Origin of the sequence: Bacillus cereus group sp. MYBK101-2, from assembly GCF_051918845.1 — a bacterium.
GTDB lineage: Bacteria > Bacillota > Bacilli > Bacillales > Bacillaceae_G > Bacillus_A > Bacillus_A paranthracis.
In genome coordinates, this window is record NZ_JBQAIE010000004.1 from 125454 (window position 1) to 148703 (window position 23250).

Genomic DNA, 23250 nt, shown 5'->3' on the forward strand with positions numbered 1-23250 from the left:
CACTCTCTATTCTGAAAAAAACCCGCCTTGCGCAGCGAGTTTTACTTATCTTTGTTTGTAGGAACTGCATGACAATGACGACAGCGTGGTTCATACGATTCTGAAGCACCAACTAAAATAATCGGATCATCAAATGCCGCTGGTTCTCCATCAATTAATCGTTGTGTACGACTTGCCGGAGATCCACATGCAGAACATACCGCTTGTAGTTTTGTTACATGTTCAGCAATCGCCATCAGCTGAGGAACTTGTCCAAATGGTAGACCACGGAAATCTTGGTCTAAACCAGCTACAATGACACGATAGCCACGATTTGCCAATACTTGCACCACTTCCACAATGTCCCCATCAAAGAATTGCACCTCATCGATTGCAATTACATCCATTTCTTCAGTGATATGTTCAAATATATCTTTTGAAGCTGAAACAGGAACTGCTTTTACCTTTAATCCGTTATGTGATACAACGTCTTCTTCACTATAGCGATTATCAATACATGGTTTAAATACAATTGCATGTTGTTTCGCAAATTGCGTACGACGCACACGGCGGATAAGCTCTTCTGATTTACCAGAAAACATACTACCGCAAATCACTTCAATCCAACCGTTCTGATTTATTAAGTACATGAAGCTCTCCTTTCATCTACTTTTTAATTAAAAGTAGGGTAAAGGTATAATATTTTCGCAAAAAAAACAGACAAGCGAATAGATACACTTGCCTGTTTTATGTTTTTATTACTTAAGACCGTATTTCTTATTGAAGCGGTCAACGCGTCCGTCTGCAGTAGCAAACTTCTGACGTCCAGTGTAGAATGGGTGAGAATCAGAACTGATCTCAACTTTTAGTAATGGATAAGTGTTACCATCTTCCCACTCAACAGTTTCGTTAGATCCTCTAGTAGATCCGCTTAAGAATTTGAAGCCTGTGTTTGTGTCCATGAATACAACTTTCTTGTAATCTGGGTGAATTCCTGCTTTCATTCTTTTCATCTCCTTCCGCCCTGAATCATTTTCGAAACAGAGTTTTTCATCTTCAGCTGCATACACAACTATATTGATGAAACACATATGATGAAATTATAACAAGGCTAACTTCATTTTGCAACTACCTGTTTTTGTCTTTTTAAATTAAAAGTGGAGACGGCTCGTTCAGCTCTGACTGGCTAAGGTTCTCTCGCACAAAAGGTGCTTTTTACCTTTCGTGCGGGAGGTTCTTAGATGCGAAGAGCTAGCCACCGGAACTGGATATCATTTAAAAGCGCAAGCGGCTCGTTCAGAATGGGAGGGGGATGAAGCTGGATATTATCTTAAAATGGAGGCCGCTCATCCAACTAGAACCAACTAATGCCCTTCCACTCATCTCTCTTTAAGATCACCTAAAAGACATAAAAAACTCGCTTACCATAAAATAAGCGAGTCCCAATCTTTTCCCTTTACTTCGTTGTTACATATCTTTTCGAATCTGCAACAATGTTTTGTAAAAATTCTTCATTTGTCTTTGTTTGACGAAGTTTACGTAAGAAACCTTCAACAAAGTCTGGTGTATCACGCATTGTTTTACGAATACCCCATAGCTTGTCTAAATGTTCTTTCGGAATTAATAGATCCTCTTTACGTGTACCAGAACGGCGAATATCAATTGCCGGGAAGATACGACGCTCAGCTAATGAACGATCTAAATGAAGTTCCATATTTCCAGTTCCTTTAAATTCTTCGTAAATTACATCGTCCATACGAGATCCTGTATCAACAAGAGCTGTTGCTAAAATTGTTAAGCTACCGCCTTCTTCGATATTACGTGCAGCTCCAAAGAAACGCTTCGGTCTATGGAAGGCAGCTGGGTCGATACCACCCGATAATGTTCTACCACTTGGCGGAATAACAAGGTTGTAAGCTCGTGCTAAACGGGTAATACTATCCATTAAAATGATAACATCTTTTTTGTGCTCTACAAGACGCATTGCACGTTCTAACACAAGTTCTGCTACTTTAATATGATTTTCTGGTACTTCATCAAAAGTAGAGCTTACAACATCTCCTTTAACAGAACGTTCAATATCTGTTACTTCCTCTGGACGCTCATCAATTAAAAGGACAATTAATTCAGCTTCCGGATGATTTGTTGTAACACTGTGTGCGATTTCTTTTAATAGACTAGTTTTACCAGCCTTTGGAGGCGCGACAATTAAACCACGTTGTCCAAATCCAACTGGTGCAATTAAATCCATGATGCGTGTCGGTAACTTTTTCGGTTCCGTTTCCAATTTCATTTGGCGATCTGGGTATAATGGTGTTAATGCAGGGAAATGCACACGCTCTTTTGCTGACTCTGGATCATCTCCGTTTACAGCTTCAACTTGTAATAACCCAAAGTAGCGTTCATTTTCTTTCGGAGGTCGTACTTTACCAGAAACCTTATCTCCATTACGTAAATCGAAACGACGAATTTGCGAAGCTGAGATATAAATATCTTCTGAGCTTGGAGAGTAGTTGATAGGACGTAGGAATCCAAATCCTTCTGATTGAATAATTTCTAATACGCCTTCCATGAAGAAGAAACCTTCTTTTTCTGCTCGAGCTTTTAAAATGGCGAAGATTAACTCTTTTTTCGTTAATTTGCTATAATACGAAATTTTAAATTCTTTCGCAAGCTCGTATAACTCTTTTAATTTCATGTTTTCTAATGCTGCAATTGACAAATTCATTCAGACACCACACTTTAACGTTATTCTCTTTTCACATGGGTAAAGGGAAAAAATACGGAAGGCAAATAATTAATAATGAAAGGCAATAAGTTCAAGTAGGGTAATATTCACTATTGTAACCCTTTTATCTAGTTTTAATCAATACGTTGAAACACAAATACAAGAAGCGAAGACAAGAAAATTTGTCTTCGCTTTTTATTTAATCCAGCTCCAACAGCTAGAATGGTCGGTGGCTTCACTTCTTCCTACGAGGCAAAAAGCGCCTCTTCGTCAGAAGCTCCACCCCCCTCCCATTCTGAACGAGCTGCTTACGCTTTTTACTTAATCCAGCTCTGGTGGCTAGAAGGGTCAGTCATTTCACCCCTTCCTGCGAGGCACAAAACGCCTCTTCGTCAGGAGTTCCAATGCCTTCCCCTTCTGAGCAAGCCACCTCCGCTTTTTACTTAATAACCAAGTTCGGTTTTTTATTTAAGCTGTGACGTCCGTCTACGAAGCGTACTGTGCCTGATTTTGCGCGCATAACAAGGGATTGTGTTGTTCCTACGCTACCTTTAAATTGAACGCCGCGTAATAGTTCTCCGTCTGTTACACCTGTTGCTGCGAAGATTGCATCGTCACCTTTTACTAAGTCCTCCATGCGAAGGATGCGGTTGATGTCGTCTATGCCCATCTTTTTGCAACGCGCCAATTCAGCGTCGTTTTGTGGTAATAATTTCCCGTGAATTTCTCCACCTAAACATTTTAATGCAACTGCTGCTAACACACCCTCAGGCGCGCCACCAGAGCCGAATAAAATATCTACACCTGTACGATCAAATGCGGTGTTGATTGCGCCAGCTACGTCTCCATCATTAATCAATTTAATGCGAGCACCAGCTTTACGAATTTCTTCAATAATTGCTTGATGACGTGGACGGTTTAAAACTGTCGCTACAACATCTTCAATATCTTTGTTTTTCGCTTTCGCAACTGCACGTAAGTTATCGATAATAGGCGCATCAATATCGACCGCCCCAACTGCTTCTGGGCCAACCGCGATTTTATCCATGTACATGTCAGGAGCATGTAACAAATTACCATGATCTGCAATTGCAATAACAGCAAGAGCATTCCATCCACCAGCTGCTACAATGTTTGTCCCTTCTAAAGGATCAACTGCAACGTCTACACGCGGACCATATCCTGTACCTAATTTTTCTCCGATATATAGCATTGGTGCTTCATCCATTTCACCTTCACCAATTACAACTGTTCCTTTCATCGGAATTGTATCAAATACATCACGCATAGCTGATGTTGCTGCACCGTCTGCCTCATCCTTTTTCCCGCGTCCCATCCAACGCGCTGATGATAAAGCTGCAGCCTCTGTTACACGTACTAACTCCATAGATAAACTTCTTTCCACGATAATCCCTCTCCTTTAAGTCTTTATATTTCTGCCGTATTTTGTGAACCGTGTTTTTCTATAAAGTGTACTTCCGCAAGTAGTGATGCTTCGCTTCCCCCTCGCGGAAGTATCACTTATGCGTTCTTCATTTCTTCAATTTCTTGCTTTGTCATTTGTTCTCGCCAAATGTTTGCACCAAGCCCTTTAAGCTTGTCTACTATATTTTCATAGCCACGATCAATATGCTCAAGTCCGGTTACTTCTGTAATTCCATCCGCCATCAATCCTGCAATAACAAGGGCTGCTCCAGCTCGCAAATCACTCGCTTTCACTTTTGCACCTTGTAATAAAACAGGACCAGTTACGATAGCTGACCGACCTTCTACTTTAATTTGCGCATTCATGCGACGTAATTCATCAATATGTTTAAAACGTGCGCCATAAATCGTATCCGTTACAACACCCGTTCCATGCGCCTTTGTTAAAAGTGTTGTAAATGGCTGTTGTAAATCTGTTGGGAAACCTGGATATACAAGCGTTTTTATATCAACTACTTTTAATCTTCTATCACCGTTCACTGTAATCTGGTCATCATTCGTTTCAACTTGGACACCAGCTTCTCTTAATTTTGCAGTAACTGACTCCAAATGCTGAGGAATAACATTATCAACTGTTACTTCTCCTCCTGACGCAGCACCTAAAATCATATACGTACCCGCTTCAATACGATCTGGAATGATCGTATGATGACAACCGTGCAATGAATCCACACCATCAATTCGGATTACATCTGTACCAGCACCTTTAATGCGTGCTCCCATGCTGGTTAACAGTGTAGCTACATCAATAATCTCTGGTTCTTTCGCTGCGTTTTCAATAACAGTTCTACCTTTCGCTCGTACAGCTGCTAGCATAATATTAATCGTAGCTCCTACACTAACAACATCTAAATAAATACGTGCCCCTCGTAGTTCATCTGCTCTTAAATAGATAGCACCTTGTTCATTCGTAACATGTGCACCTAACGCTTCAAATCCTTTAATGTGCTGATCAATCGGCCTCGGTCCTAAGTGACATCCACCTGGAAGCCCAATAACAGCTTTTTTAAAACGGCCAAGCATCGCACCCATTAAATAATAAGAAGCACGCAATTTTTTCACTTTTCCATTGGGTAAAGGCATTGCAACCATGTTAGAAGGATCGACTACCATCTCTTCCTCCTGTCCATAAGTCACTCTCCCTCCAATTTCCTCTAGTAAGTCTCCTAACATTTTCACGTCCGAAATATTAGGGACACCACCAATAGTTACTGGAGTATCTGCTAAAATTGTCGCTGGAATTAGTGCAACGGCGCTGTTCTTTGCACCACTCACGCGAATTGTTCCATTTAAAGCTCTTCCGCCTTCAATTAGCAATTTTTCCATATTGAGCTCCCTTCTTGTGAATGTATTTACTTTCTATATTTTTATAGAAAGCTCCCCCTTAAGAATCTCAATTACTTTTCCATCCCAAAACTCAATAAATAGGAAACCATTATCTTCATTTCTCCTGTCATACAAAAAGATAAAGATTAACTATTTATCGAATTTACTTTATCAATTTAGATACGTTATCACATTTATTAATAGGACTATGCACATTATTTTCTATTTCAAAAACAAAATGATAAAATCTTTAGACTTGTTCACGCTTTCATTATACAACGAAAGGAAACCGTCTAAAAGAGTAGACGGTTTCCAAAACGGAATTTTATTCTTACGCTTTACCGTTAGAACCGAATTCGCGAATTTTACCAATAACAGTTGCTTTGATAGCGTCGCGGCCAGGTCCGATAAATTTACGAGGATCGTAAACTTCTTGGTCTTTGTTTAATACTTCACGAACAGCTTTTGTAAACTCAATTTGGTTCTCAGTGTTTACGTTGATTTTTGAAGTACCTAAAGAGATAGCTTTTTCGATATCAGCAGTTGGGATACCAGTACCACCGTGTAATACTAAAGGTACGCCAGTGAAGTCACGAACTTGTTCCATTTCAGCGAATCCTAAGTTAGGCTCACCTTTGTAAGGACCGTGTACAGAACCTAAAGCTGGAGCTAGGCAATCGATACCTGTTGCTTCAACAAGGTGCTTACACTCAGCTGGGTCAGCGTAAATTACGCCTTCAGCGATTACGTCGTCTTCTTGTCCGCCAACTGTTCCAAGCTCAGCTTCAACAGATACGTTACGAGCGTGTGCGTATTCTACTACTTTTTTAGTAGTTTCTACGTTTTCTTCGAATGGGTGGTGAGAAGCGTCGATCATTACAGATGTGAAACCTGCATCGATTGCTTCTTTACATTTTTCGAAGCTTGAACCATGGTCAAGGTGAATCGCTACAGGAACAGTGATGTTCATTTCTTCGATTAAAGCTTTAACCATAGCTACAACTGTTTTGAAACCAGTCATATGACGAGCTGCACCCTCAGATACACCTAGGATTACAGGAGATTTTTCTTCTTCCGCAGCAGCTAAAATAGCTTGAGTCCACTCTAAGTTGTTCATGTTGAATTGACCAACTGCGTATTTTCCTTCTAGTGCTTTGTTTAGCATTTCTTTCATAGAAACTAAAGGCATGGTGAATCCTCCTAAAAAACGTTTTTTGTATCCGATAAGTTCTTATCGCTGGTAGTATGACCAGAATAAGGTAAAATATGTATATCTACATACCGGACTTTTTTCTACACTCAATAGGATAACAACTTGTACTCAAAAACTCAACCGTATTCACCTGCACAATAGTCCATGTAAACGCTTTTTTCCATATTTTTTATAAAAAATTCATTTTTAAGCCTCTACAGCGAGCTCATTTCTCACCGCTTGACGAATTTCATCAATATCAAATGGTTTAGCAAAATGCATTAAAGCACCTAAATCTTTTGCTTCTTGGATCATATCAAGCTCTCCGTAAGCAGTCATTAAAATCACTTTAATACTCTCATCAATTTCTTTTACATGCTTTAAAATCTCTATACCATCCATACCTGGAATTTTCATATCTAACACAACTAAATCTGGATTATCTTTTTTCACGATATCTAAAGCTTGAAATCCATTCGCTGCTTGGAATGTCTGATAACCTTCTTTTTGGAACACTTCATGTAATAACACACGAATGCCATATTGATCATCAACGATTAAAATTTTCCCTTCCATAACTCCCAACCTTTCTGTGTAAGTACAAGATTTAAAGCTTCTTATATCTTAACGATTAATTTTCGCTATTCTTTACCAAATTCCTTCCTATTTCTTTCTTATTTTACCGTTTCCTATTTTGTTATGCCACCTTCGATTTCACCTTTCTAAAAAAATAAACTATAATGAAAGCCGGTAAACACGTACGAAGGGAGTAACATTATGTTAAAAATTTTTTCAACCCAATTAAGCGGTTATTTCTCAAGAGTTTCTCAAAAAGAGGAAATGAATATAGAAGATAGCGCCCGTCTACTTGCTCAAGCATTAGTTGGCGAAGGTTTCATTTATTTACATGGTACAAATGAAATGGAGGGCGTTGTTGCTGAAGCGCTATTCGGTACTGAACCAATGAAGCAAGCAAAACGATTATTTGAAAATGGTAAGGAAGTAGAAGTAACTTCTGCAGATCGTGTACTTCTTATTAGCCGTTTTTCAACAGATGAAGAAGTTGTAGCAATAGCAAAAAAACTTCAAGCAGATGGACACTCTATTGTCGGCATTTCTGCTATTCAAGAAGGCAATGAATCACTAGAACAATATACAGATGTACATATTGATACAAAACTGTTAAAAGGGCTTATTCCAGACGATGAAGGTAATCGCTACGGATTCCCAAGCTTAATGATAGCTTTATTTGCATATCACGGAATCAAATTTACAATCGATGAAATGTTAAATGAATATTAAAAAAAGCGCCCTATTTCAGGCGCTTTTTTATTACTTGCTCTCTTTATTCGTAATAGACGCTCTTACGAAGTCATGGAACAATGGTTGTGGACGGTTTGGACGAGAAACAAGTTCTGGGTGGAACTGTGCTGCTACGAACCAAGGGTGATCTTTTAATTCAACGATTTCAACTAAACGACCGTCTGGGCTTGTACCAGAGAATACAAATCCTGCTTTTTCCATATCCGGACGGAATTGATTGTTGAACTCATAACGATGACGATGACGCTCATATACAACCGGCTCATTGTAAGCGTTGTAAGCATTTGTTTCTTCAGCAAGCTTACATGGGTATAGACCAAGACGAAGTGTACCACCTAAGTCTTCTACATCTTTTTGTTCTGGTAATAAGTCGATGATTGCATAAGGTGTGTCAGGATTGATTTCAGAAGAGTTAGCTCCTTCTAATCCTAATACGTTACGTGCGAATTCGATTGATGCAAGTTGCATACCTAAGCAAATTCCTAGGAATGGAACTTTGTTTTCACGAGCATATTGAATTGCAACGATTTTACCTTCTACACCACGATCACCGAAGCCACCTGGTACAAGGATACCATCTGTGTCTCCTACTAATTCTTGTACGTTCTCTGCTGTTACGTGCTCAGCATTTACCCATTTCACTTCTACATCTGTGTCGAAAGAGTAACCCGCATGACGAAGTGCTTCTACAACAGAAATGTATGCATCTTGAAGCTCTACGTATTTACCAACAAGAGCGATTTTTGTTTTCTTAGAAAGGTTACGCACTTTTTCAACTAGCGCAGTCCACTCTGTCATATCTGCAGCTGGATTGTCTAATTTTAAGTGATCGCAAACGATTTGATCCATATTTTGCTCTTGAAGAGATAATGGAACTGCATATAAAGTATCTGCATCGCGTGCTTCAATAACTGCTTTTGTATCAATGTCACAGAATAATGCAAGCTTGTCTTTCATATCTTGAGAAACAGGCATTTCTGTACGAACAACGATAATATTTGGTTGAATACCTAAACTGCGAAGCTCTTTAACGCTATGTTGCGTTGGTTTTGTTTTCATTTCACCCGCTGCTTTTAAGTACGGGATTAACGTACAGTGAATGTACATTACATTGTCACGACCGATGTCGCTCTTAATTTGACGGATTGCTTCTAAGAATGGTAGAGACTCGATGTCACCAACAGTTCCACCGATTTCTGTAATAACAACGTCCGCGTTTGTTTCGCGACCAGAACGGTATACGCGCTCTTTAATTTCGTTAGTAATGTGAGGAATAACTTGAACTGTTCCTCCTAGGTATTCACCACGACGCTCTTTTTGAAGAACTGAAGAGTAAATTTTACCTGTTGTTACGTTGCTGTATTTGTTTAAGTTGATGTCGATGAAACGCTCATAGTGACCAAGGTCTAAGTCAGTTTCTGCACCATCATCTGTTACGAATACCTCACCGTGTTGGTATGGGCTCATAGTCCCTGGGTCTACGTTAATGTATGGATCAAACTTTTGAATTGTTACGTTTAAACCACGATTTTTTAAAAGTCTTCCAAGAGATGCTGCTGTAATACCTTTTCCTAGAGACGATACTACACCGCCTGTTACAAAAATATACTTAGTCATGAAAAAGCTCCCTTCTATTTTGCTGTTATATAATCACCGTTGCAAAGCGCAACGTATGTAGATAACACTGTATCTATCTTATTGTTAGACTCTTTTTATTTTCTAAACAAAAAACAAAAAAGAAAATTGCTCCCCTCATCACATAAAGTAATAAGTAGGGAGCAATTTTCTTTTATATTTACACTTTAAAAGTATTATCGTCCTTTTTTAAAGAGCCCAAAAATGATTCTACATGGACGATAATGAAAAGTCAAGAACTACAGTTCTTCCTCTTCTTCTTCTTCAGTTTCATCATACTCAAGTTCTTCTTCAGCGAAGTCATCTTCATCTTCGTCTAAATCATCAAGATCATCGTCGTCTCCGTCTTCGTCTTCAAGAACCTTGTCCAAATCTTCTACATCATCATCTTCGTCTTCATTTCCGTCTACATCATCAAAGTCATCTTCATCTTCGTCAATGTAGTCGTCAAAACCGTCTTCTTCAACTTTACGTTTCTTCTTCGGTTTTGGTTGAGGCAAGATTTCTTCATCAATTTGCTCGTATGGGTACCAGCTGCGTAGCCCCCAACGATTTTCTCCTAAATTAATGAAACGTCCATCGATGTTTAAGTCTGTATAAAATTGTGCGATTTTCGCATTAACTTGCTCTTGAGATAGTCCCAGCACTTGAGCGATTTCTTGAACCAACTCGTTGAATGTCGTTGCTTGTTTTTTATCCCCTAAAACGCTATGTACAACTTCAATCATTGAACATTCTTTTAGCTCTTCTGGTGAATATTGCTTAAAATCCACTTATGCGGCACTTCCTTTCATCAAATATAACCTTATATATAACGGCCTGCTTAAAAAAATCCATACTATTCATTATAAACAAAAGTCGCACAAATATGCTACAAAAAAAACGGGAAACTTTTATAGGGTAGTAAAATTATAATTTGTGCATTCCTTATTCCGGAAGCATATGGGCCCCTTGTAATACATACCTAATTTGCATGTCTGTATATTCTTCGAGCGTATATAGCTTTTGCAGCGCCCAACGTCGAAATCCCCACATCTGTCCTTGTATAAAAATATTATGCGCAAGAAGCTGTATTTCTTTTTTATTTAATGTAAATGTTCCGTTTTCCGTACACTGTTCTAAAATATTCTCAAACATTCCTACCATTTGAAACTCCTTTTCTAATACGTACGGGAGTGATTCTTTCGGTAAAAAGCGTACCTCTTGATACATTATTAATACTTCTTCCTGCAATTCGTCCATCACTTTAAAATAATTCGTTATTGCTATCTTTAAACTTTCTACACTTCCTTTTTCCGTACAAACTACTTCCTCTAATCTTTCTTTTACATGTTCATAAATACTATCACAAACTAAATACAAAACATCATCTTTTGTACGAATGTATTCATAAAGCGTTCCAATACTAAATCCAGCTGCCTTTGCAATCTCTCTCGTTGTTGTACGCGGAAATCCTTTTTGTTTAAACAGTTGCACTGCACCTTTAATCATTTGTTCACGCCTTAACGCGACTAATTTTTCATCTTTCACTGATGCATGCACATTATGTTTAACCATCCCCTTCACCTCTCTATTATTTTTTGGAAGGAAAAAGCGTAGGAAAATACCTACGCCTTTGATCCTACTTCGTTAACATACGAGAAATTACGAGCCTTTGAATCTCTTGTGTTCCTTCATATATCTGTGTAATCTTTGCATCTCGCATGTATCGCTCTACTGGATAATCTTTCGTATAACCGTAACCACCAAATACTTGTACCGCTTCCGTCGTCACCTTCATCGCTGCATCACCTGCAAATACTTTTGACATCGCTGACTCTTTCCCATACGGAAGCCCTTCCGATTCCAGCCAAGCTGCTTGATATGTTAGAAGACGCGCCGCCTCCACATCCGTTGCCATATCTGCAAGTTTAAAGCCAATCCCTTGCTGCGCCGCAATCGGCTTCCCAAACTGATGACGCTCTCTTGCATATTCTACGGAAGCATCTAAAGCCCCTTGTGCAATACCAACCGCTTGCGCCGCAATACCGTTACGGCCACCATCTAATGTTTGCATCGCTATCTTAAACCCTTGTCCTTCTTCCCCTAATAAATTCTCTACAGGAATACGACAATCTTCGAACATAATTTCAGTTGTTGGTGAAGAGCGAATCCCTAATTTACTCTCCTTCTTCCCAACTGAAAATCCTGGTGTATCACTTTCCACTATAAATGCACTCGTGCCACGCTGCTTCGATTCAGGATCAGTTAATGCGAAAACAACATAAATATCAGCAATACCACCATTAGTGATAAATATTTTTGATCCATTTAATACATAATGGTCTCCATCTCTTTTGGCGATCGTCTTCATTCCACCAGCATCCGATCCAGACCCTGGCTCCGTTAAGCCGTACGCACCAATTTTCTTCCCTTCAGCCATCGGTCGTAAAAATGTTTGCTTTTGCTCTTCTGTTCCAAATTTAAAAATTGGCCAACCAGCAAGTGAAGTATGTGCAGACAATGTTACACCTGTAGAAGCACATACGCGTGATAATTCTTCAATAGCAATTACATACGCCAAGTAATCGCTTCCAATTCCGCCGTATTCTTCAGGCCACGGAATTCCGGTTAAACCAAGCTCTGCCATTTGATCAAATAGCGCTCGATCAAACCTCTCTTCTTCATCACGTTCAGCTGCTGTCGGTGCTACTTCGTTCTTAGCAAAGTCCCGAACCATTTTTCTTATCATTTCATGTTCTTCTGATAGTTTAAAATGCATGCCCGTCTCCCCCTTGTGCTTTTATAAAGCCCGGCTAATAACAAGTTTCTGTATTTCACTCGTCCCTTCATATATTTGCGTGATTTTCGCATCACGGAAAAATCTTTCTACTGGATAATCTTTCGTATAACCGTAGCCACCAAATACTTGCACTGCTTCAATCGCAACTTCAACAGCCGTTTTAGAAGCGAATAATTTCGCAATAGATGCTTCTTTACCACATGGTAATCCTTGCGCTCTTAGCGATGCCGCCCTATATACGAGTAATCGCGCCGCTTCTACGCTAGTTGCCATATCTGCAAGTTTGAAGCCAATCCCTTGCTGCGCCGCAATTGGCTTTCCGAATTGCTCACGTTCTTTCGCATAATCAATCGCACATGCAAGCGCCGCTTCAGCAATACCTAATGCTTGCGCCCCAATTCCAATTCGTCCAACATCTAAATTCGCCATCGCTACCTTAAATCCTTGTCCTTCTTCACCAAGTAAATTCTCAGCCGGTACCTTCATATCCTCGAACGTAAGTTGTACAGTGCGAGAACCGAGCAGTCCCATTTTATGCTCATCTTTACCGATAATTAAGCCTGGTGTATCTTTCTCTACTATGAATGCAGAAATCCCACTCTTTCCTGCCTCTGGATTTGTAGAAGCGAATACAATATATGTACTTGCTTCACCACCATTTGTAATGAACACCTTCGATCCATTAATAATGTAATGATCGCCTTTCTTCACAGCTCTTGATTTCAAACTTCCTGCATCCGATCCTGCATTTGGTTCTGTTAATGCAAATGCACCTAAATATTCACCAGTCGCAAGTTTAGAAACGTATTTCTCTTTCTGTTCTTCTGTTCCGAAATATAAAATCGGGTTCATTCCAACTGACGTATGTACAGCTAAAATTACACCAACTGTTGCGCTTACCTTTGAAATTTCTTCAATTGCTAAAATGTAAGAAATAAAATCCATTTCTGCACCACCGTATTTTGCAGGCGCTGGAATTCCCATTAATCCAAGCTCACCCATCTTCTGCAAAATCTCTTTTGGGAACACCCCTTGTTCCATACTAGGAACAAAGGGAGCAATTTCCTTCTGTGCAAAATCTCGAACCATTTTCCTCATCATTTGCTGCTCTTCATTAAAACGAAAGTTCATATACTCCTCCTCCATTTGTTATATAACCTTTTAACAATTTGGTAAGACCACTATTTTGTAACAAAGGGGGATTTATTCGTAAACGTAGAAACCACGACCTGTTTTACGTCCTAACCATCCTGCATTTACGTACTTACGTAGCAATGGACATGGGCGATATTTACTATCACCTAAACCTTCATGCAACACTTCCATAATGTATAAACACGTGTCTAAACCGATAAAATCAGCGAGCGTTAGAGGACCCATCGGGTGATTCATACCAAGTTTCATTACTTCATCAATTGCTTCTTTCGTCGCTACACCTTCATATAACGTATAGATTGCTTCGTTAATCATCGGTAATAAAATACGGTTCGATACAAATCCTGGGAAATCATTTACTTCAACTGGTACTTTGCCAATTTTCTTCGTAATATCCTCAATTGTTTCGTATACCGCATCATCTGTAGCCAAACCACGAATAATTTCAACAAGTTTCATAACCGGAACCGGATTCATAAAGTGCATACCGATTACTTTTTCCGGACGTTTCGTTACCGCGGCAATTTCTGTAATTGGCAAAGATGACGTATTTGTCGCTAAAATTGCGTGTTCTGGAGCAATTTCATCTAAATTTGCAAAGATTTTCTTTTTAATATCCATTTTCTCGACAGCTGCTTCGATAATAAGATCCGCTTCCTTCACACAATCTAAATCAAGCGTTACTGCAAGACGGTTTAATGTCGCTTCCTTTTCTTCTTCCTTCATGCGCCCCTTTTCTACTTGGCGTGCTAAGTTTTTCGTAATAATAGCCAATCCTCTATCTAATTGCTCCTGTTTTAAATCTTGTACCTTCACATCGTATCCTGCCATTGCACATACTTGTGCAATTCCTGATCCCATTTGTCCTGCACCAATTACAACAATTTTTTGTACACTCATTTCTTCTTCCCCCTTAATTTTCAATAAACTATATACCGTCTAATCTTAATTAGTGAACTTCAATCATCACTGCATCACCTTGACCACCACCGCTACAAATCGAAGCAATTCCAATTCCGCCGCCGCGTTGCTTCAGTGCATGGATTAGTGTAACGATAATGCGCGCTCCGCTTGCTCCAATCGGATGCCCCATCGCCACTGCGCCGCCATTTACATTCAATTTTTCTGGGTCAATTCCCGCAATCTCTGTACTTGCAATTGCTACTGCTGCAAATGCTTCATTAATCTCGAATAAATCGATGTCTTCAATTGTCTTGCCTGTTTTTTCAAGCAATGCGTTAATTGCATAACCTGGCGTTCTCGGGAAATCTTTAGACTCCACTGCAATTGCTGTATGTGCCAAAATTGTCGCTAACGGCTTTCTTCCTTCTTGCTTCGCTCTGTCTTCGCTCATTAATACAAGTGCAGCACCACCATCGTTTAAGCCTGGTGCATTACCAGCTGTCACTGTCGCTGTTTTATCAAATACAGGTTTTAATTTTGCTAACTTTTCAATTGTTGTATCCGCGCGTGGCGCCTCATCCTTTGCAACGACAATAGGATCGCCTTTTCTTTGCGGAATCGTTACTGGCACGATTTCCTCTTCAAAACGTCCTTCATTATGTGCTGAAACCGCACGCTGGTGGCTACGATATGCCCATTCATCTTGCGCTTCGCGAGAAATTCCATCTTCCTTCGCAACTTCTCCGCCATAAACACCCATGTGTATACCTGAAAATGCGCATGTTAAACCGTCAGCAATGTTTAAATCAACGACTTCGTTGTTGCCCATTCTGTATCCCCATCTTGCTCCTCGTAAAATGTAAGGACTGTTACTCATCGACTCCATACCACCAGCTACAATCAATGATTGATCGCCAGTACGAATAATTTGATCCGCTAACGTAACCGCACGAAGCCCCGATGCACAAACTTTATTCACTGTTTCCGTCTGCACTTCCCAAGGGATTCCAGCAGCCCTCGCCGCTTGGCGCGATGGAATTTGCCCCTGCCCACCTTGAATAACCGTTCCGAATATAACTTCCTCAACATCACTAGCAGAAACATTTGCTCTTTCAAGCGCCGCTTTAATTGCAATCCCTCCAAGTTCTGTTGCTTTTACATCTTTTAAAGATCCTCCAAATTTTCCAACCGGTGTTCTTGCAGCACTTAAAATAACTGTTTTACTCATTCCTCTTTCCCCCATTTCCTTTTATCACTGAGCGGGCGCTCGGTGTTCCTACGTTGAGAAGAGGTGCAATCATTGCACCTCTTTCTAAAGTTGTATGCATTCCTACAAACTAGATTGCTTCTTTCTTCTGTCCAATCACTGAGCGTTCTAAAATCTCTGTTACATCGAGAGTTTGAACTTTCTCTTCAACTTCTTTCGCTTTCGTCCCATCACTAATCATCGTTAAGCAATACGGACATCCTGTACCGATAATGGATGGCTGTACAGCTAATGCTTGTTCTGTACGAGCAACGTTAATGCGTGAACCTGTTGTTTCCTCCATCCACATTAAGCCACCACCTGCTCCACAGCACATTCCCGTTTCACGGTTACGTGCCATTTCTACAAGATTCACACCAGGAATCGCTTTCAAAATGTCACGCGGGGCTTCGTATACTTCGTTGTATCTTCCTAAGTAGCAGGAATCATGGTACGTAACTGTTTCCTCAATAGCGTGAACCGGTTTTAAGCGTCCTTCTTTCACCCACTGAGCTAACAGTTCTGTATGATGATAGACTTCTGCTTGCAAGCCAAAGTCCGGATACTCATTTTTAAATGTGTTATAAGCATGAGGGTCAATCGTAACGATTTTCTTCACTCCTGCTTTTTCAAATTCCTCGATATTTTTTGTCGCCATCTCTTGGAAGACAAATTCATTTCCAAGGCGGCGTGGTGTATCTCCAGAGTTCTTTTCCTTATTACCGAGTATCGCAAATGAAATGCCTGCTTCGTTCATCAACTTCGCAAACGATATCGCAATCTTCTGACTACGATTATCATATGATCCCATTGAACCAACCCAGAATAAATATTCGAACTCCTCGCCAGCTTTCGATTTTTCTTTTACAGTTGGAACCGTTACTTCATCATCACCTTGGCGCCAAGTTTCACGCTCTTTACGGTTTAGACCCCACGGATTCCCTTGACGCTCGATGTTTGTCATCGCACGTTGCGCTTCCGCATCCATTTTTCCTTCTGTTAAAACGAGATAGCGGCGTAAATCAATAATTTTATCAACGTGCTCATTCATAACCGGACACTGATCCTCACAGTTACGACACGTTGTACAAGCCCAAATCTCTTCTTCTGTAATAATATCTCCGATTAAACTCGGATCGTAAGCGAGTGTTGCAGCCGCTGATTCTTGTTGCCCTTTCCCAGCCGCCATCATCGCTAACTGATTTCCTTGTGTATTATTAAAAGCAACTACTGGAACCCAAGGCGCTTTTGATGTTACTGCTGCTCCTTTGTCAGTTAAATGATCGCGAAGTTTTAAAATTAAATCCATCGGCGATAACATTTTCCCTGTTCCTGTTGCCGGACACATATTTGTACAACGACCACACTCTACGCAAGCGTATAAGTCAATAAGCTGATTTTGTCTAAAGTCTTCGATTTTACCAACACCAAATGTTTCTTGTGTTTCATCTTCAAAGTCAATCTTTTCAAGTTTCCCTGGATTTGAAAGACGACCGAAGAAAACGTTAGCTGGTCCAGCAATTAAATGCGCGTGTTTCGATTGTGGAACATAAACTAAAAACGTTAACAAAATTAGTAAATGCACCCACCAAGAGAAATAGAACACAGAAATGGCTGCGGTTTCATTTATCCCCGAGAAAACGTAAGCGATTGCAGAAGCGATTGGCTCACTCCATGAAAGCTCCTCGCCATGCCATATAATTCCCATTCCATTACCGAGTAGCACAGAAATCATTAAGCCACCGATAAAGATAAGAACAAGACCTGATTTGAAATTACGTTTTAAACGAACTAGCTTTTCAACATAGCGTCTATGAAAAGCCCAAAAGACTGCAATTAAAATAACAAGTGTGACAATTTCCTGGAAGAATGTAAATGCAGGGTATAGTGGTCCAAGTGGAAGATGTGATCCTGGTGCGAGTCCTTTCCAAACGAAGTCAATTGCTCCAAATTGGACAAGAATAAATCCGTAAAAGAACATAACGTGAATAATGCCGCTCTTTTTATCTTTCAGCAGCTTTTTCTGACCGAAAACATTGACCTTAAGGAGATCCCAACGCTCTTTAAAACGACGGTCAAATTCAATCTTTTTTCCTAACTGTATGTAGGCCATCCTCGTTCGTATAAGATACACAAACAAATATCCCGCATAAGCAATAACAGCAATGGCAGCCAGCCAATTCATGATCAGTAAGCTATTCATTTTTATGCTACCCCTCTCTTTGTAAGCCCTCTTTCTTTTTTAGAATCTTCAAAAACATATAATTTTCTGAATTTTATCCCCTACCTTCATTATATAATGAGTGAGCATTCAGTCAACAGTTTTTTGTTATACAACAACATATTTTTTCATAAAGCTGTTTATTTCGGTGAAACTATAAAGTGAAACTTTAATCATTAGAAGTTATTTACTCCCTACTAATTATTAGCCCACAAATAACCGGATAAAATGAATATTTGATTTATAAAAAACAAATGGTGAAAAGACCGTGAAGGAGGGAATTTACTCATGTTCTTCTTACCTCTCTTATTAATAGGTATTGCTCTCTGGATTGTAATCGATTTTTCTTATGGGAGAATTGTTCATTTAAGGCGTGTACGTTCTCGTTCTTTCCCTTTACGTCAAAGTGATTTTCACCTTTATACATACGGAAAAGATTTGTATGACACTCTATTTACTGATATAAAACAGGCGAAACACCATGTGCATGTTTTGTTTTTCATTGTAAAAAACGATAAAATCAGCCGAGAATTTTTAAAGTTACTTATTGATAAGGCAAAGGAAGGAATTGAAGTAAGACTTTTACTCGATAGATTGGGAAGCCATCATTTATCAAACGAGGCCGTTCGCTCCCTGCAAAAACATGGTGTCTCTTTTTCGTTTTGTCACAAAGTAAAGTTTCCTTTTCCTTTCTTTTCTGCAAATCAAAGAAACCATAGAAAAATTACAGTTATCGACGGGAAAATTGGTTACATTGGGGGATTTAATATTGGTGAAGAGTATTTGGGACATAATGAGCGGTTAGGATTATGGAGGGACTATCATTTACGTCTTACAGGCGAAGGAGTACAAGATTTACAAAAGCAATTTTTACATGACTGGTTTGATGATACAAACCAAAATTTATTGGACGCTTCTCTTTATTTTCCGAAACAGCAACCCGGTACTATTGAACATCAATTTATTCCAACTGATGGTGCCTATTTACAACATACTTTTTTACATTTAATTGAAGGTGCAAAAAAGGAACTCTTTATCGGTACACCCTATTTCATTCCTGGAAGAAAAATTATGAACGCATTATTAGAAGCTCGAAAACGCGGGGTTCAAATCACGATTCTCGTTCCAGAAAAAGCGGATCACCCCCTTGTTCGAGAAGCAAAATTCCCATATTGCCGAAAGTTAATACAAGCTGGCTGTAATATTTACGCATTTCAACAAGGTTTTTTTCACGCTAAAGTTATTATAGTTGATGACTATATCTGTGATATCGGAACTGCAAACTTTGATATGAGAAGTTTATATATTAACCATGAAATCAACTGCCTTTTATATGATGAACATTTTATACAAACAGTAAAAAATAAATTCCACGAAGATCTAGAAAATGCGTCATTACTTTCCTTGAAAGATGTTAGTCCGAATTCTCTCATTAATAGAGGCAAAGAATGGATAGGAACAATACTTGCTTTCTTCCTATAGGAAAGATAATGCATAAAGGAGATGTATTCATTATGATTATGCGTTTCGGATATGTCTCACATGCAATGGCACTCTGGGACTGTTCTCCGGCTAAAACGATGACATTTACAAGCTTTCAAAAGCTTAGTAAACAAGAACGAGAAGATAAATTATACGATGTTACGCGGCAGAATCTTGAGCATACAATACGTATTCTTCACTACAATATAGCGCATGAAATTCCATTATATCGCTTATCTTCTTCCATCGTCCCACTTGCAACACATCCCGAAGTCGAGTTTGATTACATCGGATTGTTCACACCGCTTTGGCGTACAATTGGGGCATTAATTAAAGAACATAATTTACGAGTAAGTTTTCACCCAAATCAATTTACGCTATTTACAAGTGATAAGCCACACATTACAACTAACGCTATTACAGATATGACCTATCATTATAAAGTATTAGATGCAATAGGCATTGCAGATTCTTCTTATATTAACATCCATGTAGGTGGGGCCTACGGAAATAAAGAAAAAGCGGTTGAGCGTTTCCATGAAAACATAAAAAAACTTCCTGCACATATAAAGAGGCAAATGACACTTGAAAATGATGATAAAACATATACAACTGCTGAAACTTTATCTATTTGCCAAAAAGAAAAGATCCCATTCGTATTTGATTATCACCATCACATGGCAAATCTTTGCGAGGAACCGTTAGAAGAGTTACTTCCTGCAATTTTTGAAACTTGGTCACATACAAATATTGTTCCTAAAGTTCACATTTCCTCTCCTAAATCAAAAAAAGAATTTAGGGCTCACGCGGAATATATTGATTTAGAGTTTATTAAACCTTTCTTACACGTTGCAAAAAAAATCAATCATAATTTCGATATTATGATTGAAAGTAAACAGAAAGATTTAGCGATGCTGCAATTCATACATGAATTATCCTCTATAAGAGGGGTAAAAAGAATAAGTAGCTCAACATTACAATGGTAAATTGTAATGTTGAGCTATTTTTTTCAAAAAAAGTAATTTTTTTAGTAAAAAACACCCTATTTTATATGCTATGATTGGAATTAGCATTTTCCACCTGTGATTCAACTTTATTGAAACGGAGTCATAATATGATTAATCAAAAAAAATACGTACACTTTGTCATAATGTACATAATTATATTTTCTCTTTGGATATTTCTTATCCCTAAGGACTTAAATATAAAAGAAATTGGAATTCTCTTCTTATTTTGTTTCGCTACACTCTTTTCTTGCTATTGCCTATATAAAGCAATTAAGAAAATGAAGCGCGGTGACAAATTATTTTGGGTTTTGGTACTATGCACTTGCCTATGTGGATTGACAATGGAGATAACTCTATTTCTTCATTCACTTTCTATATATGACCAAGTCATATTCTCATATAAGGCATTGCCCTTTTTTATCGTACAATATATTTTGCTCTTTTCTGGCTTTGCTATAAAGTTCATAAAACATTACTCTATTAGAGGACTAGCTCAATTTTCATTCGATAGCATCTTTATCGTTATTATGAATATTTATTTTACCTTAACTTTTATTTTGGACATTTCAAGCTTTCATATGTTAACAACAGATACCTGGGTTTTAATTGGATATTTTATTGCACAATCATTAGTAATCTACGCCGTAATTAGTCTATATAGAAGAGAAGAATATTCTTCTAGCAGAATTTCATTAATTATCGGCTTTACTATTATACTCGTGTACGGATATATACACCTGTTTCAATTAAACACAGGGATAAAACCTTCTTCTGAAGTCTCTTACTTAATACATACTGCTTCGATTTTATTAATTGGTTTGTCATCCATACTATATATTTTAGATAAACCAATACAGCATGAAACGAAAACAAAATATTATCGGTTTGATTATGTGCGCTTTATATTACCTTATTTTAGTATAATCATTACTTTTTCTTTTATTATCTTTCAACCTTGGGATGATAAGTTCATGTTGATCGGTCTAGTATTATCTCTTATCTTATTATTCTTACGACAACTTTATATGTGGAAAGATAATCAGGCACTAATCGATACATACGAGCAGTTGACTACACAACTAGAAGATAAAGTAGAAGAAGGTGCATCTGCGTTATCAAAAAGTGAACAACGTTATAAATCTTTATTCGAAGATCACCCGGATGCTGTTTTCTCTTTAAATATGTATGGTATTTTCCAGCAGTCTAATACAGCTTGCGAAAGCTTATTTACTGCCTACTATTGTGAAGTAGAAAGCTATTCCCTTTTACACTTTATTGACTTAAAAGACCATGATTTACTAAAGAAAGCTTTACAACTAACGAAAGAAGGTAGACCACAAACTTTAGAAGTTCGCACAAAGGAAAAAGAAGGTTACTACTATTACCTTCACATTACACTCATCCCTACTTTCATAAACAAGGAAGTTGTCGGGATGTTTGGCATAGCACGTGATATTACAACTTTATATGAAAAACAAAAACAAGTAGAACATTTAGCCTTTCATGATGCACTTACTGGACTACCAAATCGCCGTAAGTTCGAAAAGGATTTAAAAAATATTTTAAATACAGCTCAAACTAGCGCAAATGATGTTGCCGTCATGTTTCTTGATTTAGATCGATTCAAAAAAATTAACGATAGACTCGGTCATGACGTCGGAGACTTGTTATTAATTGAAGTAGCAAAACGATTACGCAGTTGCCTACGTTCAAAAGATGTCGTTGCTCGCCAAGGCGGAGATGAGTTTACAATTCTATTACCAGATATGTACTCAGAAAAAAGTGCAGCCTTTATAGCTGAACAGATTTTAACCATTTTAAACAAACCATTCTTCATTAAAGATGAAGAACTGTCTATTACGCCAAGTATCGGAATTGCAATGTACCCTGATTGTGGAACTGACGTAACAGAATTAATGAAAAATGCTGATATGGCTATGTATCGCGCGAAAGCAAATGGTAAAAATCGATTTGTTTTCTTCTCAAAAGAAATGAGTATCGCTCAAAATGAGAGTAACTTCTTAGAAGGAGAACTTTCAAAAGCATTACAACAAAATGAATTTTTCCTTGAATACCAGCCACAAGTAAGCACCAAAACAAAACAAGTTATTGGTTTTGAAGCATTAATTCGTTGGAAACATCCAAAGCTCGGTATCGTATCCCCAGCCCAATTTATCCCTCTAGCAGAGGAAACTGGATTCATTATTGAACTTGGAAATTGGATTTTACGTACTGCTTGCTTAGAAGCGAAAAGATGGCATAATCAAGGTTTCTCTCACTTAAAAGTCGGTGTAAATTTATCTGTAGTTCAATTTAATCATGCAGATTTAATCCCAACTATTTCAAAAGTTTTAGAAGAAACAGAGTTAAAACCAGAAGCACTAGATATCGAAATTACAGAAAGTATCGCCATTAACCAAAATCAATCTGTAGTTGCAAAACTAGAACAACTTCAAAATCTCGGTATTCAAATTTCAATTGATGACTTTGGAACTGGTTATAGTTCTTTAGCTTATTTAACAAAATATCCAATTAATACATTAAAAATTGCTCGAGAATTTATTTGCGGAATTACAACTAGTCCTTTAGAGGAAGCGATTATTTCTTCCATTATTACACTATCAAAAGAACTAAATTTAGAAGTTATCGCAGAAGGTGTAGAAACCGAAGAACAATGGAAGTTTTTATATGAGCAAAACTGTGACCACATTCAAGGATTCTTTATTAGCAAGCCCGTTTCTAGTAAAGACGTTTGGAGGTTACTCCACAAAAAAACAACCGTCTAA

The 23250-nt window shown here is 38.4% G+C and carries 18 protein-coding genes and 1 pseudogene; 4 read left to right on the forward strand and 15 right to left on the reverse strand.

Annotated elements, in window-relative coordinates:
* Positions 1-41: 41 nt before the first annotated feature.
* From ACTFSI_RS11465 to spo0F, 7 genes are all read right to left on the reverse strand, one after another.
* Positions 42-629, reverse strand: a complete 588-nt coding sequence (locus tag ACTFSI_RS11465) for a thymidine kinase (RefSeq protein WP_000280862.1) — start codon at positions 627-629, stop codon at positions 42-44.
* 108 nt (positions 630-737) lie between these two features.
* Positions 738-983: a type B 50S ribosomal protein L31 gene (locus ACTFSI_RS11470; protein WP_000643437.1), complete on the reverse strand. Its 246-nt coding sequence runs from the start codon at positions 981-983 to the stop codon at positions 738-740.
* 452 nt (positions 984-1435) lie between these two features.
* Entirely contained in the window at positions 1436-2707 is a 1272-nt protein-coding gene (rho, locus tag ACTFSI_RS11475) for a transcription termination factor Rho (protein ID WP_001053898.1), read from the reverse strand.
* 439 nt (positions 2708-3146) lie between these two features.
* Positions 3147-4112 carry a class II fructose-bisphosphatase gene (glpX, locus tag ACTFSI_RS11480; protein WP_000442333.1) on the reverse strand — a complete coding sequence of 322 codons (966 nt, stop codon included), beginning with the start codon at positions 4110-4112 and terminating at the stop codon, positions 3147-3149.
* 116 nt (positions 4113-4228) lie between these two features.
* Positions 4229-5518 carry a UDP-N-acetylglucosamine 1-carboxyvinyltransferase gene (gene murA, locus ACTFSI_RS11485; RefSeq protein WP_000413260.1) on the reverse strand — a complete coding sequence of 430 codons (1290 nt, stop codon included), beginning with the start codon at positions 5516-5518 and terminating at the stop codon, positions 4229-4231.
* Positions 5519-5849: 331 nt separating this feature from the next.
* Positions 5850-6707: a class II fructose-bisphosphate aldolase gene (locus tag ACTFSI_RS11490; protein WP_001131850.1), complete on the reverse strand. Its 858-nt coding sequence runs from the start codon at positions 6705-6707 to the stop codon at positions 5850-5852.
* 210 nt (positions 6708-6917) lie between these two features.
* Positions 6918-7286, reverse strand: coding sequence for a sporulation initiation phosphotransferase Spo0F (gene spo0F, locus ACTFSI_RS11495; protein ID WP_000398594.1), 369 nt, complete (start codon positions 7284-7286; stop codon positions 6918-6920).
* Between the two features lie 201 nt (positions 7287-7487).
* On the opposite strand from spo0F, the gene ACTFSI_RS11500 reads away from it, so the two are divergent.
* Entirely contained in the window at positions 7488-8012 is a 525-nt protein-coding gene (locus ACTFSI_RS11500; RefSeq protein WP_000912424.1) for a DUF2529 domain-containing protein, read from the forward strand.
* A 30-nt stretch (positions 8013-8042) separates the two neighbouring features.
* Here ACTFSI_RS11500 and pyrG read toward each other — a convergent pair whose 3' ends face one another.
* From pyrG to ACTFSI_RS11540, 8 genes and pseudogenes are all read right to left on the reverse strand, one after another.
* Positions 8043-9650: a CTP synthase gene (gene pyrG / locus ACTFSI_RS11505; protein ID WP_000170453.1), complete on the reverse strand. Its 1608-nt coding sequence runs from the start codon at positions 9648-9650 to the stop codon at positions 8043-8045.
* A gap of 257 nt (positions 9651-9907) precedes the next feature.
* Positions 9908-10441: a DNA-directed RNA polymerase subunit delta gene (rpoE, locus tag ACTFSI_RS11510; RefSeq protein ID WP_000346275.1), complete on the reverse strand. Its 534-nt coding sequence runs from the start codon at positions 10439-10441 to the stop codon at positions 9908-9910.
* Positions 10442-10595: 154 nt separating this feature from the next.
* On the reverse strand, positions 10596-11225 hold the full coding sequence (locus tag ACTFSI_RS11515) for a TetR/AcrR family transcriptional regulator (RefSeq protein WP_197225839.1): 630 nt from the start codon (positions 11223-11225) through the stop codon (positions 10596-10598).
* Between the two features lie 64 nt (positions 11226-11289).
* Positions 11290-12429, reverse strand: a complete 1140-nt coding sequence (gene acdA / locus ACTFSI_RS11520; protein ID WP_000545533.1) for an acyl-CoA dehydrogenase AcdA — start codon at positions 12427-12429, stop codon at positions 11290-11292.
* Between the two features lie 21 nt (positions 12430-12450).
* Complete coding sequence (locus ACTFSI_RS11525; protein WP_001011168.1) at positions 12451-13581, reverse strand: acyl-CoA dehydrogenase; 1131 nt, start codon at positions 13579-13581, stop codon at positions 12451-12453.
* A gap of 72 nt (positions 13582-13653) precedes the next feature.
* Positions 13654-14505 (reverse strand): 3-hydroxybutyryl-CoA dehydrogenase, encoded by an 852-nt coding sequence (locus ACTFSI_RS11530; protein ID WP_000116031.1) that lies wholly within the window; start codon positions 14503-14505, stop codon positions 13654-13656.
* Between the two features lie 49 nt (positions 14506-14554).
* Positions 14555-15836: pseudogene (locus ACTFSI_RS11535) on the reverse strand (acetyl-CoA C-acetyltransferase).
* Between the two features lie 9 nt (positions 15837-15845).
* Entirely contained in the window at positions 15846-17957 is a 2112-nt protein-coding gene (locus ACTFSI_RS11540) for a heterodisulfide reductase-related iron-sulfur binding cluster (protein WP_001086786.1), read from the reverse strand.
* A gap of 306 nt (positions 17958-18263) precedes the next feature.
* On the opposite strand from ACTFSI_RS11540, the gene cls reads away from it, so the two are divergent.
* From cls to ACTFSI_RS11555, 3 genes are all read left to right on the forward strand, one after another.
* Complete coding sequence (gene cls / locus ACTFSI_RS11545; protein ID WP_000465733.1) at positions 18264-19457, forward strand: cardiolipin synthase; 1194 nt, start codon at positions 18264-18266, stop codon at positions 19455-19457.
* 32 nt (positions 19458-19489) lie between these two features.
* Complete coding sequence (uvsE, locus tag ACTFSI_RS11550; protein WP_000605892.1) at positions 19490-20443, forward strand: UV DNA damage repair endonuclease UvsE; 954 nt, start codon at positions 19490-19492, stop codon at positions 20441-20443.
* A gap of 128 nt (positions 20444-20571) precedes the next feature.
* Entirely contained in the window at positions 20572-23250 is a 2679-nt protein-coding gene (locus tag ACTFSI_RS11555; RefSeq protein WP_197225840.1) for a DUF4084 domain-containing protein, read from the forward strand.